This is a genomic window from Legionella sp. 27cVA30 (assembly GCF_024160945.1).
GTDB classification, from domain to species: Bacteria; Pseudomonadota; Gammaproteobacteria; order Legionellales; family Legionellaceae; genus Legionella_A; species Legionella_A septentrionalis.
In genome coordinates, this window is sequence record NZ_JAMYXK010000002.1 from 1201676 (window position 1) to 1217970 (window position 16295).

Genomic DNA, 16295 nt, shown 5'->3' on the forward strand with positions numbered 1-16295 from the left:
TATTAAAATTCAAATACCTCCCCTTTTCTTACAAACCCCTTAAATCCCTGGGCTTGTGCAGCGGGTAAGGGGAGTGCCGGATAATGGTAAAGCCACATTTTGGCTTTTATTGCCGGGGGCAAAGTAAGCAGTTTGGCATAATTTGCATGCACTTCGCTGCCCGGATTGCTCAAATCACAATCATGAAATATCACGTCAGCTTTATTAAAATATTCCATGTAAGCTTCAGGATCGAATTGCGTATCCGTAGTGATGAATACATTTTTTTTGCCGTTGGTAAAAAACAAGCCAAAACTTGGCACCAGATTGCCGTTATCATACACGTGCTTGGTTTTAACCAATTTAAAATTGATTTTTTCCCATGTGAACGTCGTTTCGTTTTGTAAATTCTGCAAGTCAAAATAAGTATGGATGCTGACATTTTCGTCTGCAATTGAACGCAAGCCACCGGATAGCACATGATTCCATAAGGTTTCTACCATGGAAGGATGAATAAACAATTTTGGTTTTTTGGCAGGCACAGAAAACTTGCAGGTGAAGGCAAGCCATTCCAAGCCGCCTACATGATCGGCATGAAAATGGCTGATGTATACGGCATCGATATCCTGGTGAGTGAGATCATAACTGTGCAGCGAGTGGCGGATGTCCGTGCCGCAATCGATCAGCAATCGTTTGCCTGAATCGCTTTCCAAGATCATATTGGACTGAAAATTTTCAGTTATGGGTACAAAAGCCGAGCCTGAGCCGAGAAATTTTAATTTCATGCTAAACCTGATAATCGGCGTTGTTGCCTTATATTAAAATTGTTGAGCAAAACTTGTTTTTTAGCAAGGTTTGCCCCATCGTTTTTTATTTTTACTGAACTTATTGTTAAATTTAAAGCTTTTATGCTTTAATGTTGCTATTATTGTTGCTTATTTTATCTTTATGAAAAAATTTATTATTTTTTTTCTGACCTTATTTTGTTTATCAACAGCCTATGGCAGTAAGCTCAGTAAATTTTTAAACAAGCTGGAGGCAGAGGAAAAGGCAGAACAACAGCGGGAACGGCAGCTAGATATGAACTTTAGCGATTTTGAATTTCGTTTTGAAAGACGGTATACGGACTCGTATGGCAAGCGTTGTCGCGAATATGAATTTCGTTCACGTTCAAACCCTTATCGCCATGGTCAGTATACCGTTTGCGATGATCGTTAGGATGCTAAATTTGATAATCCAATGCGGCGTAATCGGCTTGGCTAGTGGCATTTAGGGCAGTCTGTGCGTTGCTAAATAAGCCAAGAAGTTCAAGTTTATTTTCATGCGTGGAGAATGGTGAAAATTTATATAATTTTCCGTTGCAAGCGCTGAGTACGAGGTTACCTTTTTCATCGAAAATCGTAAAATGTTGCTCTTCATGCAATGATTCAGCCGTGCCTAATGAAGCTTTTCGCGGACAAATGACTGCTGCGTGAAAAATTTTTTCCCACAAGGAAAACGCGGGGAGATGCATGAAGTTTTTGCAGTATGTTTGTACTATTTGCGGTAACGTTGCGGCACTGCCGGCTAATTTATTCGGATCCGATTTCAAAACGAATTTACTTTTTTGTTTTAAAATAGGTAACTCTCCCAGCTTATATTCTCCATCGCACAAACCCGTTGGGCCTAAAGCATCGGTAATTACCATGATGCGGTTGGGCAGCAAATTGCTTAATGTGCTCACAAATGTTGCAGAAAGATGCTGCTCATCGCAAATCAATTCTGCAAAAAACTCAGACTTTTGTGCATTTTTCATAACCCAGCGTACAACATTGCTGGTCGATTGTTGCGGCTCAAAATTATTGTTTCTCGCAGCTTGCTCTTGATTGGCATTTCCCAGATGGGTAAAACCGATGGCTCCTGCTGCAAGCGCTTGTTCTATGCATTTTTCGGCAGCATTGCTATGCCCAATAAAGACATGCACGAACACTTGGCGGTTATCCACTGTAAAATTTCTAGTCTGTTTAATGAATTCGATAGCACCTTTTAATTCAGGTGCAAGGGTAATTTTCCAGTTTTGTACATGCGGAGCCAGGCGCACAATTTTTGAAAAAGCTTCCACGTTAATTTCTTCTTGTAAAACCTGGGCGTCATGCGCGCCTTTGCATTCTTTGGAGATGAAGGGGCCTTCTAAATGCACGCCAACAATAATAGCCGCACCTGCAGTGGGCGTTTTATTTTGCTCAGCAATGTACTGATCAATGGCTGTTAGTGCAATTTTTAATTTCTCAAAAGACAAAGAGACTAGGGTGGCTACACAATAAGAGACGCCAGCTTCGCCCAGGCCCCGGGTGATGGTTTTAATATTATCTCCGTCTGCAAAATCAGAGCCGTTATATCCGTGGATATGCGCATCCATCATTCCCGGCATCAAGGCATACTTTCCTTTTGCATCCATCACCACGCTGTTTGGTTCAAGGTGTTCAGGCTGTATGTGTATTTTGCCTGCAGAGGTAATGTTGACCGTTTGTAAACCTGCTTGACCGTAGCCAAATACGTGTATGTTTTTAATAATCATCCCTATCCCTAGATGTTAGTTTAAAGCGTAAGCATACTGCACCTTAGTGGAGAGCAACAGCCTAACTCATCGTTAACTTTGCAATAAATGCTCTTATTGTCCAATTATTGTCTATAATCATGGTATTGGCTGTCCACAATATCATCGCTATGCCCAAGACTTATCTCGATCAACATGCTTACATGGATTCCTGGCTTCAGGAGCAATTTTCTTTTTTTACAAAGAGCAATCACGTAGTGGCAGATGAAGGCTTAAAGGAAAAATACCAATATTGCGAATGGGTTTTAGAAAAAGACAATGCCGAGCCTGCATTAAAGATTCGTTCTTTTGCTACAGATTCTTACAATGGTCCGCGGCTTGAAGATTTTTTAGATCGCCTAGAAGCTGTTTCCAAAACGGCAGCGACCATCATAGAACAATCGCAATTGCCCAATGAAGATAAAGAAAAGCGTTTGTCAGCCATTGACGCTTATAAAGCAAAAGCAGAACGTGGGTTGAAGAAACATTGTGGCATCCCAGCTATTGCACTCGCCGAGATAGGAAACAGCGAAACAGAAGAGAAAGTTATCCAGCAAATTAATGAAGCAGGCAAACATTTACGGTTTTTCTTGGCTCATGCCTTGCCTATTGTTTATCCGGAAGAGAAGCGTAAGGCAGCATTGCAGTTATTTCAAAATGAGGAAGCGAAATGGACGGCTGCACAAGGCAGGCCTAACTTTATCAACCAATATGACCTAGGCGGTGATGTTACCCGCATCAGCGCACAACGTGTAGTAGGCCCAAGCATCATACCGAGTACAAAACGGGATGAAGGCAAGCTTGCAAACTTTGTCGAAGTGGCTATTGGCAGTAAAGGTAACCAAGGCAACGAACTGGATTTTACTGGATTTCGCCACAGTTCCTATCCTCCCATAAAAGAAAAAGACAAGATCAAACGAAGAGCCATGGCGTGTGAAGCGGTAAAAGACATGTTCCGAGAGCTCGCCAGAAAATCCATGGAAAGAGGGAGAACTTATAGCGAAGCATCTCCTTTGGAAATTAATTTATCTTCCATGGGGCTTTTATCACCCATTATGGGTGATAAAAGAATCATGAAGGCGGAAGAATCTGAATTGCGTCAATTGAAAGAATCGCAATATGCCTTGATGATGTATAACCAGCGGCCTTTAGAGTTGGAAATAGATGGCCAGAAGATAGTTGTGAAACCGAATGTAAACTTAATGAATGATCCGGCTAATCTGCATGGTTTACTGGTCAAGCAAACGTCGCAAAAGGTTATGAAATTTTTATCCAAGTTTCATTTGCCTATCCCTGCCAGCTTGGATGAAACGATTAACACACGCGGCATTTACCATTTTGTGAAAGATGGCAGGGAGCATATTGCCAATGAATTAAGAGATTTGGATGCTGTAGATAAAGCGGCGGAAGACATCATTAGGATTTACAGGGGAATACCTCATGCGAGTAAACAGTTGCGAAAGGCAGAAAAAAATCTGGAGGAATTATTAAAAAAAGGAGATCTCGCGGCTTCTTATCAAGAGCTTGAAAATCGGCAGCAAGCATATCTAAAAGACAGCACGCCCTTTAATGAAAAAAAATATTATGAACAAGTGGATAAAATTCGTTCCCTAGAAGGGAGAATGCAGCAAGCGTATAAAAAAGTTGTCGATGAGCGCGCCAAGTTGTATGAAAAAAACAAGGAAAGTTATGCAGCATTAGAAAAAAAAATAGTAGCTTATTTATCTGACCCTGAAAATCAAGAAAAGCTGCAGGGACAAGACGGCGAAAAATTAAGGAAACTGTTGCAATTTATGCAATTGTTCCAGCAAAGCGAGGCGCTTTATTACGGGGGCAATACTGAACCACATGAATTTCCGGCCCGCTATTTAATCCTCAACCAAATGATGGGCACTGCCGTGGATTGGTTTTGCAAAAGCGGTGAAGACAGGACAGGTCGTGAGCAAAATTTTATTGAAGAATTATATGCATTTTTATCTTTACACAAACATTTTCCGCAGTTTGATTTCAAACAACAGGGAATTTTACAAAAAGATCGTGCCCTGCAACAGGAATTGGCAAAAACTGTCGTGGAGTTTTCCGTAAGCCGTGATATTTGCGGTGAAAATGCACATGGCGCACGTGGTTTACAGCAAACGGATTCCGGTATGGAAGTGAATAAAGGATTGCCCAATGCATCCGGGTATGCACTGGCGAAGCTCGCTAAGAGCAACTTGTATAATGAAAAAAAATTAAAGCAAATAAAAACCGTACCGTTAGAAGCTGTTGAACAAGAAAATGCCCAAATTCAAAAATCACAGCAAGCCGCATATGCTGAAGAAATACCTTTTACTGCTTTACCGATAGAGGAGGAACAGGACATAGATGCTGTTCCTCCTGAAGAAGTGGTTTCAATTGAGATAACAGATGAATTGGCTTTAGATGATTTAAAACATATCAGCCAAGAGCTGGATGCCGCAGCGCAGGATATTCTGCAAGCATTTGGCAGTACCCAGGCGAAAAAAAGCAAGAAAAAATATGATGGCTTGCCGGAACAAATTCATGAGAAAGTCAAAACAATACAAGCGCAAATCCATGCAGCAACTGCAGGCGCCAAAGGTAATCTTTCTGCCTTTAAAGAAAACTTCATTGTAACTTTGGGGGAAGCTTTTGAGGAAATCCAACAGCTTAAACAGCAGCTGGATAAAAAAACGGAAGATAAGCAGAAAAAAAGTGTGCTCGATAAGAATGTACAAATCTTGCAGGCTAATACCCAAGATGCGGCCGCTATTATTCATGATTCCTTAAACCAAAAAACGGCGATAATTAAGGAAGAAAATCTCTTGCGCAGCGGCGAAAGCGGAAAATTGCATGAACAGGTGGCAAACCTGCATAAAGCCTTTGTGGAAAAACACACGCTTTCCGGTGTGAGCGTGCGCAAGCGTTATGCACAAGCCGTCAATGATATCCAAGAATCAATAAACAGTTTGGAGCAATTACATGGGCAATTAAAAGAAGGTGTGCAAACAACACCCGAACGTTTGTTAGCACGGGCTTTGCAATTGGAAGCCGCTGCAATGAAGGCCTTGCAAAAATTGGCAGAACAAACTCATGATGAAAAAAAACAAGCAGTTTTTACTAAAGCCAGTAATATCATTATGCCAGCACTGACGCGTGCAGTTAAAGAAATCGAATTAAGAGAATGGAAAGATGAGCGCGTGCGCGTTGAGCAAGAAATAAAAACTTCGCTTCATGATAAAGACGCAAAAATTATTTTGCGCGAGCCGCCTTTACAAGAAAAAACCGTGCAGGAAATGACGAAGTTTTTACGGCAATTTGCTGAAAAAAATCCTAACGCTGCTGCCACGATAAATATAATTTTAAGCGGCTTACAAAAAGATTTCGAAAAAATGCAAATTCTAACCCAGACAGGTTTGCCACCCAAAGACGTCGAAGCTCTAAGCCTTGGTATAAATATGTATACGCAAAGCTTGTCCATGTTGGGTAGGTGGGCAGAAAATAAAGAGGAAACCCGTCAGCTCAACCAAACTATTCCAGGCTTTGTGCGTGAAATTACTCAAGCGGTTACCGCTTTGGAAAAAGGTATCCTTGAGCATGAAATCCAAGGGTATAAAGATTATGCTGAAGCACAGAAAGTTGAAATGCAGAAACAACAGGAAACGCAGCCTCTACCTGTTGAAGCTGAGGAAGTGGTTGTTCAGCCCATGCTCGAAGAGACAAACCCCGTGGCCATGCAGGAAGAAAACAAGGCAACTTCTTTATACGATGCGCTGCAAGAGCCCGTAGTAGAAAATCCGTCTACCCCGAATCTTAAATCGGCGCCACCATTTAATGAAGCAGAAATAGTAGCCGTTGTTGATGAAAAAACGCAGCAAGAAGACGAAGTTGCGGGAAGTGAGAACTTGCAGCATGGTTTTTCTGCAATACAAGAGGAGACACAACCACAACATGTTCCTTATGTCGAAGAGCCGAACCAATTTGCCAAAGAAAAAGAGCAAGTAGAGATAGGCAACCTTGCCAAAGAATCATCCCCCCAGCAATTTCAGCCATCACCCGTGTTGGAAACAGTAAACACTCAAGAGGTGAACGAAGAGCAGGAAGAATTTGTAATCCCGGTCGCTGCTTTAAATGATGAGGATGCAAAAGATGAAGAGGTATCTGAGGAGATAGTGGCTAGTCAGGAAGCCATTGCAGAAAATGAGGTGAGGGCAGAAGAAAATTCTAACCCGCATGTAGAAAAAACAAGATTTAACGAAGAGCAATTGCAAGAAATGGCAGGGCTTTTACAGAAATTAAAATCAATTAGCGAAGATTATCAACAATCATTAGAGGAAATTAAAAAGCCTACCGAGGTGCAGGCACATAATAAATCCCTGGTTAAAAATTTAATGGAAATTTTAAATGATCCAGCCGGTTCTCCGGATAAGAAATTGGAAAAATTTTATGGTAAGTTGTTGGAAGGACCTATGCCAGAATTTAAAAATTTAAAAAATGCGGCCACCAATATGGATGCACTCTGTGCAGATAAAAGTCGCGCCACAGCCAAAATTGCCTTAGGGTTGCTGGTCGTTGCCGCTACTTTGGTTAGCACAGGAGTTTTTGGAGCTGCAATTTTGTATTTACTCGATAAGCATGCCCCGGGCATATCGCCCCTAAATTTACTAAGGCCGAACGAACAAAACAAATTTGTTAAGAATTTATTGAATACCAATGATGCCGTTCTACAGAATATTGATTCCGCCCAAGAAACGATAAACCGCTTTAAAGCGGAATTGCCCAAACCCTGCGGGGAAGGCAACGATAACGCTGAGGAGCGGTCGATTAAGCCCGGCAACTCAGGATAAATCAATCGGATCAACGTCAATATTCCAGCGTATACCGCCCCCAAATTCATTTGCCGTGAGTCTTTTTTGCAAAGCCGTTAAGGCTGATTGTAATTTTTTTCTGGAAGCCGATTTAATTAATAACTGCAAGCGATGCTGATTGGCTTTCCTCGCCAGCGGTGCTGGTGCAGGCCCCAGGGTTGCCAGGTTATCCTGGTGTAGAAATTGTTGTAAAGTGGATAAAAATTGCACCACTTGCTCTTGTATTTTTCCTTGGGCCCGGATTACCGCGAGAAAATGATAGGGAGGTAATTGCGCTTCCTGCCGCTGCTGCAGCAAAGCATGCGCAAAGGATTGATATCCTTCCTGTATCAACAAATTCAGTAAAGGATGTTGCGGTAAATGCGTTTGGATCAGAACTTGCCCGGGCAGATGCGCCCTGCCTGCCCGCCCGGCAACTTGGATGAGCAATTGCCCCAGGCGTTCCAAAGCACGAAAGTCTTGATTATAAAAACCATGGTCAGCATCCACAATCACTACTAAAGTCAGGCGTGGGAAATGATGGCCTTTTGCCAGCATCTGGGTACCGACAATAAGTTGCACTTCACCTTGTTCGATCTGCTGCAATCCTGTCGCCAAAGCTTCTTTGCCACTGACCTCATCGCGGTCAATGCGTAAAATACGGGTAGTAGGAAATTGTGTCGCCAGGAATTCATGAATGCGCTGTGTACCTGCTCCAATCGGCAATAATTCCGTGGCAGAGCATTGCGCACAATGGGTAGGTATGGCTTGTAATAAACCGCAGTGATGGCATATGAGCCTGTTTGATTTGCGATGTACAGTCATGTGACTGTCGCAGGCACGGCAATCCGCCATCCAGCCGCATTGATGGCACAAAAGGACTGGGGCGAAGCCGCGACGGTTGATGAATACTAAGACTTGATTTTGTTGCTGTAAATGCTCGGCAATCAGTTGCAGGGCAGGCTGTGCCAACCCATGTTGCAAGGCTTGATTGCGGAGGTCTAAAATTCGGTAGTGCAGAGGTTGGTTAGTCAATGCCTTTTGCGTAAGCTGTAACAAGATATATTTATTAATCTGACAGTTATGCAAACTTTCCAGACTTGGGGTCGCTGAGCCAAGGATAATTGGGATATTGCCCTGACAAGCGCGCCACTGAGCTGTGTCTCGCGCCGAATAGCGCACTCCGTCCATTTGTTTTAACGAGGGGTCGTGCTCTTCATCGATGATGATTAAGCCTAAATCTGGGAGGGGCGTAAAAATCGCAGTGCGGGTCCCAATCACAATTCTCGCTTCACCTGTTTTGGCAAGTTGCCAGCCGATTTGCCGCTCTGTATCTGATAAATTGGAGTGAAGCACGGCCATGGGGCTGGTAAAACGTGCGCGAAAGCGCGCCACGAGTTGCGGGGTTAAGCCAATTTCAGGTACCAAGACCAGCGCTTGCCTACCCATAGCCAAAACTTGGGCAATGATTTGTAGATACACTTCTGTTTTTCCGCTTCCAGTCACCCCCTGCAACAAAAAGCTGCGATAAATATGCAAGTTGCTGGAAATTATGGCGACTGCATGTGCTTGTTCTGTATTCAGCATGGGGGGCATGCCGTTTGGTGCAGTGGCAGGTTCTTGCTCCCGGATTGATAAAATCCCATGCCGGCTTAATGAATTAAGTTGCGATGCCGTGAATCCAGCGGCTAACAAATCTTTTTTGCTTTTGGGTACAGTATTTTCTGCAAAATAATCGACTAAAGCATGCTGGCGATGGGCTCTTTGAGGCAGGCGTGCATGTGCTTGTTCTTTAGTAAGCTTTAGGGAATAACAATGATACACCGGCACGACTGCATCGTGTCCTTCGCGATATTTTTTTGGTAATGCCAGAGGAAGCACTTCTGAAAGCGGCGATTGATAATAACGGCTGACCCAACTGCACAAGGCAAGAATATCTCTGCTCAGCAAGGGTTCTGCATCAATCACGCTATGAATGGTTTTTATATTGGCAGCAAGGTTCTCAGGCGCTCCTGTACCGACAACAATCCCCAAGCGGGTTTGTTTACGGAAAGGTACCCAAACGCGTGTGCCGATAGCCGGGACAACATCATTTGCATAATAATCAAAAAAATCACGGCGCGTATGGGGAAGACAAATTTTAAGTACAATCCCCACGGTTGTCTCCAAATTTCAAGCTGTTTCTTGCAGGATTGCAGAATGGCATCCGCGGCTCCCTTTACGATGCACTGGATGCCTGGGAAGCCGTATTGTAAAGACAGGAATCAGCTCTTTCAAGGTCAATAACCTTGGGCATGCTGCCAAAAAAGTGTATAATTGATGACTTTTTAATCCAAACACACCGTTATGATTCTTGATAAATACTATGACGTCATCGTCGTTGGCGGTGGTCATGCAGGCACTGAAGCTGCTTTGGCTGCAGCGCGTATGGGGGCGGATACGTTACTGCTCACCCACAATATGGATTTGCTTGGTCAAATGTCTTGCAATCCTGCCATAGGCGGAATAGGCAAAGGCCATTTGGTCAAGGAAATCGATGCGCTGGATGGCATCATGGCACGTGCGGCTGACCAAGCCGGCATTCAATTTCGCATGCTGAATGCATCGAAAGGGCCAGCGGTGCGCGCTACCCGTGCTCAAGCTGATCGCGTTCTTTACCGTCAAGCTATTCGCGAAGCCTTGCAAAAGCAAGACAATTTAACCCTGTTCCAGCAAGCGGTAGAGGACGTACTCTTAGAGGGGGAGCGCGTTGTTGGGGTGCGTACGCAAATTGGCTTGATATTGCGCGCCCGTGCGATCGTGCTCACGGTGGGGACATTTCTTGGTGGCAAGATTCATATTGGCATGAATCAATATGCGGGAGGCCGGGCAGGTGATCCGCCTGCCCTCGCACTTGCACAGTGCTTGCGGGAGTTAGAGCTGCCTGTCGGGCGCTTGAAAACCGGTACGCCGCCACGTATTGACGGTCGTTCTTTAGATTACAGTCAAATGACTATACAGCCTGGAGATACACCAGTCCCTGTGTTTTCTTATTTAGGCACGCCTGCGGATCATCCCAAACAAGTGCCCTGCTACATTACCCATACTACAGCCACCACTCATGAAATTATTCGCGACAATTTGCATCAATCCCCTATGTATGCAGGGGTCATCGAGGGTGTCGGGCCACGGTATTGCCCATCCATTGAAGATAAAGTGGTGCGTTTTGCCGATAAGCTGTCACACCAGATTTTCGTTGAACCAGAAGGTTTAACCACAGACGAAATTTATCCCAATGGCATTTCCACCAGCCTGCCTTTTGAAGTGCAAGTGCAATTTGTGCGCACGATTAAAGGCTTTGAAAACGCGCATATCACGCGCCCGGGATATGCTATCGAATACGATTATTTTGATCCGCGGGGACTGACTCCTTTTCTGCAAACCAAGCCATTACCCAATTTATTTTTTGCCGGGCAAATCAATGGGACTACCGGCTACGAAGAAGCGGCTGCCCAGGGAATCATTGCCGGGATGAATGCAGCTTTGCAGGTTCAGGATAAAGCGATGTGGAGCCCAAGACGAGACGAGGCTTATATTGGGGTTTTACTGGATGATTTAATTACCTGCGGAACCCAGGAACCTTATCGTATGTTTACCTCGCGTGCGGAATACCGCTTATTATTGCGTGAGGATAATGCGGATTTGCGGTTAACCAGCAAAGGGCGGGAGCTTGGTTTGGTAGGGGAAACTCGCTGGCGGGCATTTTGCGAAAAACAAGAGCAAATTGCAAAAACACAGCAACGATTGAAAGATACCTGGGTGCGCGTGCACCATAATGAAGCTTTGCAACACGTGTTGGAAACTCCCTTGCAACATGATTGCCGCGGCTTGGATTTGTTAAAGCGGCCTGAAATTGCCTATTCACATCTGCAAGCCGTTGCTGAACTGGATCTGCCGCAGCTACCGGAAGAAATTGCCGAGCAAGTTGAAATTCAAAGCAAATATGCAGGCTATATAGAACGGCAACAGCAGGATATCGCTCGTTTGCACAAGCATGAAAATACACGCATACCTGAGGATTTGGATTACAGCCAAGTTTCGGGGTTATCGACGGAAGTCATGCAAAAACTGACGCGTATTCGCCCTGCCTCTATCGCGCAAGCTGCTCGGATTTCTGGCGTAACCCCGGCTGCCTTGTCTTTATTATTGATCCATCTTAAAAAACAGCGGTTGCTGGCATGAATGAACACAGTTCAATTGCAAAAAAATTAAAAGATGGCATGCAGCAGCTTGGCATAAACGCATCCGCTGAACCTTTACTGCATTACCTGCAACTCTTGCAGAAATGGAACAAGGCTTATAATCTGACGGCTATTCAGGATTTATCTGCGATGGTTACTCGCCACGTCTTGGACAGTCTCGCGGTTGTCCCCTGGGTAAAAGGCACACGCGTTCTGGACGTGGGCAGCGGTGCGGGGCTGCCAGGTATTCCTCTAGCCTTGGTACGGCCGGAACTTGAAGTGGTTTTGCTGGACAGCAATGGCAAGAAAACCCGCTTTTTGCATGAAGTAAAGCGTGTTTTATCCTTGCACAATGTTGACATCGTGCAAACCCGAGTGGAGAGCTACCACCCCGCCCAAGGTTTTGATACAGTTATTAGTCGGGCATTTAGTGATTTGCAGCAAATGATTAAATGGACCCATCACCTGGTTGCCGAGGATGGTATCTGGTTGGCAATGAAGGGACGTCGGCCCGAAGCTGAATTGACAGCCATTCCCTATGCGTACCAGGTTGAATCCTACAAGATTGCGGGAATGGATGGTGAACGCTGCTGCGTTATCATTAGTAAATAATCAGATTTCTGGAGACGGCTGTTTAAAATGCAGATGTCAGTCTTGCAACGTTAAGTAAGAAGGAATGATCATGGCGAAAGTCATAGCCATAGCCAATCAAAAAGGCGGGGTGGGCAAAACTACCACGGCAATCAATTTATCGGCTTCACTTGCTGCCAATAAAAAACAAGTGCTGCTCGTTGACCTGGATCCGCAGGGAAATGCCACCATGGGGTGCGGCGTGGATAAAAATTCACTGGTGCACACCAGCAATGACGTTTTGCTGCGCGATTGTTTGGCAGAACAGGCATCCTTGTCTACCCGCGCTGGGTTCGATTTAATTCCAGCCAATGGTGATCTGACAGTTGCTGAAGTCAGTTTGATGGAGCGGGATCATCGTGAAACCTTTTTATTTAAGGCATTGCAATCTTTGCAAAGCACCTATGATTTCATTCTGATTGACTGTCCGCCCGCATTAAATACGCTTACCATCAATGCCTTGGTTGCTGCTGATTCGGTTTTAATCCCTATTCAATGTGAGTATTATGCATTGGAGGGTTTGGCGGCTTTGCTAACTACCATTGAACAGATTAAGGCTTCCGTAAACCCCCGCTTGCAGATTGAGGGAATATTAAGAACCATGTATGACGGAAGAAATCGCCTGTGTTCTGAAGTTGCAAAACAATTGCTGGAGCATTTTAACCGCAAGGTATATCGCACGGTGGTGCCGCGCAATGTACGTTTAGCGGAAGCGCCAAGCCACGGCATGCCTGCCTTGCAGTACGATAAAACATCACCTGGAGCTGCGGCATATATGGTATTGGCATCCGAACTCATTAGTAAACAAACCGTTGCTGCGTAAGACGGATAATTGCGTGCACCAGTAAGCGCGGGTGAGTCAATGATCATCAATTGAGGTATTTGTAATGGTAAAAAAAGGGGGATTGGGCCGCAGTCTATCGGCCTTATTGAGCCATACGGAAAGCGCTACACCAACGGTCAATGAAAATTCTCACCAGGTTGAACTTTCCGTGCATTGTTTACAACCCGGAAAGTATCAACCTCGCGGCGAGATAGATGAAATATCGCTCGCTGAATTGGCTGACTCCATTAAGAAACAGGGGCTTTTGCAGCCGCTCGTAGTCCGCGAAGTGGCTGCGGGACAGTATGAAATCATTGCTGGCGAAAGACGGTGGCGGGCTTGTCAATTGGCAGGCATGGCGCAAGTACCGGTAACGATCCGGCAAGTTGATGATGAAACGGCTATGGCCATGGCTTTGGTGGAAAACTTACAGCGTGAAGATTTGAATGTGATGGATCATGCACGCGCTTTGCAGCGGCTGACCACCGAATTTGCACTCACTCATCAACAAGTTGCTGAAGTCATCGGCAAGTCGCGCACGGCTGTCAGCAATTATCTGCGTTTGCTTAATTTAAACCCCGCTGTTCGGCGCATGTTGGAGAATGGCGATTTGGACATGGGGCATGCGCGCTGTTTACTGGTTTTGGATGAAACCCAGCAAAGTGACGTAGCAAAACTTATTGTCGCGAGGAATTTATCCGTACGCGAAACCGAAGCATTGGTTGCAAGGGTGAAAACGGGTGCTTACCGGAAAGATACTGCAGAAAAAAAGCCGCTGCCGCCTGTGTATTCGGAACAATTACAATCCCTGGCGCAACATTTGCAAACGAAAGTAAGCTTAAAGCAGGGCAAATCTGGTAAAGGCACCCTGGTTCTTCATTATCAAGATGTGCATGCGTTGGAAAAAATGATGGATTTGTTAATGAGTAATTAGCAGCCTTGATAAGGACACAAGTCGTCATGTCGCAAGAAATTGGTTTTGCTGCCGAAGCCCATACTCGCCGGTATCTTCATCAACAGGGATTGCAATGGATAACAAGCAATTACCGTTGTCGTTTTGGCGAAATTGATTTAATCATGCGGGATGAGGAATACTTGGTATTTATTGAAGTGCGCGCCCGCTCAGGCAATGCGTTTGGAGGCGCGGCAGCAAGTGTCACTTACAGCAAAAAGCAAAAAATAATTAAAACTGCATCTTTTTATTTAGCGGCAAACAAATTGCAAGACAAGCAAGCTGTCCGTTTTGACTTGGTAAGCCTTGAAGGGATGCCAGCAAAGCTTACCTGGATAAAGAATGCATTTGGGTTAGATTTTTAGAGGCGAACCATATGGCACAAATGGAAGAGCGAGTCCGGCATCTTTTTGGTGTCAGTATTGAAACAAAAATCGCGGTAGCGGATGGCATGGCAACTGTGATTGCGAAAGCCGGATTGCGTTTGGTAAATTGTTTATTAAATGATGGCAAAATCTTTTTGTGCGGCAATGGGGGGTCGGCGGCAAACTGTTTGCATTTTGCCACAGCGATGACCAACCATTTTGAAGTAGAGCGCCCGCCTCTGCCAGTAGTTACTTTATGCACGGATCCTGCAGTATTGACTGCCATTGGTAATGACGGCCATTACGATCAAATTTTTGCCCGTCAAATTCAAGCCTTAGGACAGGAAGGGGATGTTTTACTGGCCCTAACTACTTCCGGCAATTCTGACAACGTATTGCAAGCGGTTCATGCTGCTAATGATCGTGGCATGGATACCATAGCCCTTTGCGGACGCGATGGGGGCGTACTTGCCAACCATTTGGGGCCAGAAGATATCGAATTGCGTGTACCAGGGGATAATGCGGCTCGCATACGCGAGATGCATTTATTTATTTTGCATTGTTTTTGCGATTTAATCGATCAATCCTTGTTCGGTCAAATGTTGGGGTAAGTATGAAACTTAAGATTTATATTTTTATATTGCTCACGTCGTTGTTAACCAGTTGCGTCGCTTTGCTCGTGGCCGGCGGTGCAGCAGCAGGTGGTTTGATTGTGTACGATCGACGCAGTGTACCGGTAATGGAGGCAGACACGCGTATTTTTTATCAAATAAACCGCACCATAGCCAATGATCCTTTGTTTCGCAATTCACGCATTGCCGTCAGCAGTTTTAATCAGACTGTATTGCTTGTTGGGCAAACACCGACTGCTTCCTTACGTGTTTTGGCAGAAAAAATTGCAAAAAGAGGCGGGGGGGTGCGTGGCGTTTATAACCAAATCAGCATTCAAAGCCCCATCCCCTTTGCGCAAAGAAGCACAGATACTTGGATAACCAGCCAAGTGCGTGGGTTAATGCTGGCAAGAAAAGGTTTGCAATCTGGTTCAATGCGAGTTGTAACAGAAAATGGCGTAGTCTATCTAATGGGAATAGTCAGCCGCCAGCAAGCCAATTTGGCAGTGAATGAAGCAAGGCAAGTACAGGGTGTACGCAAGGTTGTCAAAGTTTTCCGCTATATTAATTAAAATGCATCGCCACAGCATCCTGATGCTGTTAGCGTGCGGAATATTTTCTTTAACTGGCTGCTTGAATGCATTATGGACCAGTGCCAATTTGTTTTATGATCGCCATGACGTCTACAAGCAAGCATGGGATATGCGGCTGGCAGCAGAAGCTAGCCACGCACTTTATTTTAAAGATAAAAAATTCAAGTGCAGCAGTTGTTATATCGATCTGGCAGTTTTCAACCGCGACATTTTACTCGCAGGCCATGTGCCTAGTGCACGCTTGCGCGAAGAAGCGCAGCAGCGATTGGCACGCTTACATGGTTATCGTCGTTTATTCAATCAATTAGGGATTAGTCCGCGGCAAAAAGAAACGTTGGCAGATGCGTGGCTTACAGCTAAAATCCGCAGCCGCATTCTGGCAGATCCTGCCATTGACCCTGATCAATTTAAAATCGTTACAGTAGATCAAATTGTTTATTTAATGGGGGATGTGATTCCGGCACAAGCTCGCCGGGTGATAAAGATTTCCCGGGAATGCAGCGGGGTTAAACGCGTTGTAAAATTGTTAAAATATTATAATTTGAGCGATCAAGCGCTTACTTGATTAAAAAGAAAACAAATTAAGCAAAATAAAAAAGGCCTGAACAAATTCAGGCCTCTTGCTGCTATTCCCAAATCAGGAAAGTGGCCAACCTGATGTGGATACTTATACTTTATCAATGGTAGCGCTCTTTATCCAGTT

General features: G+C 44.8%; 13 protein-coding genes. 10 read left to right on the top strand and 3 right to left on the bottom strand.

What is annotated here, in order from left to right:
• Window positions 1-2: 2 nt before the first annotated feature.
• Window positions 3-764 (bottom strand): MBL fold metallo-hydrolase, encoded by a 762-nt coding sequence (locus NKV53_RS11055; protein WP_127032319.1) that lies wholly within the window; start codon window positions 762-764, stop codon window positions 3-5.
• Between the two features lie 163 nt (window positions 765-927).
• On the opposite strand from NKV53_RS11055, the gene NKV53_RS11060 reads away from it, so the two are divergent.
• Window positions 928-1197: a hypothetical protein gene (locus NKV53_RS11060; protein ID WP_127057101.1), complete on the top strand. Its 270-nt coding sequence runs from the start codon at window positions 928-930 to the stop codon at window positions 1195-1197.
• Window positions 1198-1201: 4 nt separating this feature from the next.
• On the opposite strand, the gene NKV53_RS11065 is transcribed toward NKV53_RS11060, so the two are convergent.
• On the bottom strand, window positions 1202-2536 hold the full coding sequence (locus NKV53_RS11065; RefSeq protein WP_253351144.1) for a hypothetical protein: 1335 nt from the start codon (window positions 2534-2536) through the stop codon (window positions 1202-1204).
• Window positions 2537-2643: 107 nt separating this feature from the next.
• Between NKV53_RS11065 and NKV53_RS11070 the strand changes: the two genes are divergently transcribed.
• On the top strand, window positions 2644-7398 hold the full coding sequence (locus NKV53_RS11070) for a hypothetical protein (protein ID WP_253351146.1): 4755 nt from the start codon (window positions 2644-2646) through the stop codon (window positions 7396-7398).
• Here the strand turns inward: NKV53_RS11070 and NKV53_RS11075 are convergent.
• Window positions 7390-9555, bottom strand: coding sequence for a primosomal protein N' (locus NKV53_RS11075; RefSeq protein WP_126953283.1), 2166 nt, complete (start codon window positions 9553-9555; stop codon window positions 7390-7392). The genes NKV53_RS11070 and NKV53_RS11075 overlap by 9 nt on opposite strands.
• Window positions 9556-9744: 189 nt before the next feature.
• Between NKV53_RS11075 and mnmG the strand changes: the two genes are divergently transcribed.
• The 8 genes from mnmG (at window position 9745) to NKV53_RS11115 (ending at window position 16157) form a co-directional block, all read left to right on the top strand.
• The gene (gene mnmG, locus NKV53_RS11080; protein WP_126953284.1) at window positions 9745-11619 is read left to right on the top strand and encodes a tRNA uridine-5-carboxymethylaminomethyl(34) synthesis enzyme MnmG; all 1875 of its coding nucleotides are present in this window, start codon (window positions 9745-9747) and stop codon (window positions 11617-11619) included.
• Window positions 11616-12230 (top strand): 16S rRNA (guanine(527)-N(7))-methyltransferase RsmG, encoded by a 615-nt coding sequence (gene rsmG, locus NKV53_RS11085; protein WP_126953285.1) that lies wholly within the window; start codon window positions 11616-11618, stop codon window positions 12228-12230. The genes mnmG and rsmG overlap by 4 nt, the downstream gene beginning before the upstream one ends.
• Before the next feature lie 70 nt (window positions 12231-12300).
• A complete protein-coding gene (locus tag NKV53_RS11090) occupies window positions 12301-13071 on the top strand; it encodes a ParA family protein (RefSeq protein WP_126953286.1) in 771 nt (256 codons plus the stop codon).
• A gap of 64 nt (window positions 13072-13135) precedes the next feature.
• Window positions 13136-14005: a ParB/RepB/Spo0J family partition protein gene (locus tag NKV53_RS11095; protein WP_126953287.1), complete on the top strand. Its 870-nt coding sequence runs from the start codon at window positions 13136-13138 to the stop codon at window positions 14003-14005.
• A gap of 26 nt (window positions 14006-14031) precedes the next feature.
• Complete coding sequence (locus NKV53_RS11100; protein ID WP_126953288.1) at window positions 14032-14388, top strand: YraN family protein; 357 nt, start codon at window positions 14032-14034, stop codon at window positions 14386-14388.
• An 11-nt stretch (window positions 14389-14399) separates the two neighbouring features.
• Window positions 14400-14999 (top strand): SIS domain-containing protein, encoded by a 600-nt coding sequence (locus NKV53_RS11105; RefSeq protein ID WP_126953289.1) that lies wholly within the window; start codon window positions 14400-14402, stop codon window positions 14997-14999.
• A gap of 2 nt (window positions 15000-15001) precedes the next feature.
• Entirely contained in the window at window positions 15002-15571 is a 570-nt protein-coding gene (locus NKV53_RS11110; RefSeq protein WP_126953290.1) for a BON domain-containing protein, read from the top strand.
• A gap of 22 nt (window positions 15572-15593) precedes the next feature.
• Window positions 15594-16157: a BON domain-containing protein gene (locus NKV53_RS11115; RefSeq protein ID WP_233579534.1), complete on the top strand. Its 564-nt coding sequence runs from the start codon at window positions 15594-15596 to the stop codon at window positions 16155-16157.
• The last annotated feature ends 138 nt before the right edge of the window (window positions 16158-16295 follow it).

Excerpts from the sequence above, each read along its gene's own strand:
- NKV53_RS11105 (WP_126953289.1), top strand. The coding sequence starts at position 14,400 with ATGGCACAAATGGAAGAGCGAGTCCGGCATCTTTTTGGTGTCAGTATT.
- mnmG (WP_126953284.1), top strand. The coding sequence starts at position 9,745 with ATGATTCTTGATAAATACTATGACGTCATCGTCGTTGGCGGTGGTCAT.
- NKV53_RS11095 (WP_126953287.1), top strand. The coding sequence starts at position 13,136 with ATGGTAAAAAAAGGGGGATTGGGCCGCAGTCTATCGGCCTTATTGAGC.
- NKV53_RS11115 (WP_233579534.1), top strand. The coding sequence starts at position 15,594 with ATGCTGTTAGCGTGCGGAATATTTTCTTTAACTGGCTGCTTGAATGCA.
- NKV53_RS11090 (WP_126953286.1), top strand. The coding sequence starts at position 12,301 with ATGGCGAAAGTCATAGCCATAGCCAATCAAAAAGGCGGGGTGGGCAAA.
- NKV53_RS11100 (WP_126953288.1), top strand. The coding sequence starts at position 14,032 with ATGTCGCAAGAAATTGGTTTTGCTGCCGAAGCCCATACTCGCCGGTAT.
- NKV53_RS11110 (WP_126953290.1), top strand. The coding sequence starts at position 15,002 with ATGAAACTTAAGATTTATATTTTTATATTGCTCACGTCGTTGTTAACC.
- NKV53_RS11060 (WP_127057101.1), top strand. The coding sequence starts at position 928 with ATGAAAAAATTTATTATTTTTTTTCTGACCTTATTTTGTTTATCAACA.
- rsmG (WP_126953285.1), top strand. The coding sequence starts at position 11,616 with ATGAATGAACACAGTTCAATTGCAAAAAAATTAAAAGATGGCATGCAG.
- NKV53_RS11055 (WP_127032319.1), bottom strand. The coding sequence starts at position 764 with ATGAAATTAAAATTTCTCGGCTCAGGCTCGGCTTTTGTACCCATAACT.
- NKV53_RS11065 (WP_253351144.1), bottom strand. The coding sequence starts at position 2,536 with ATGATTATTAAAAACATACACGTATTTGGCTACGGTCAAGCAGGTTTA.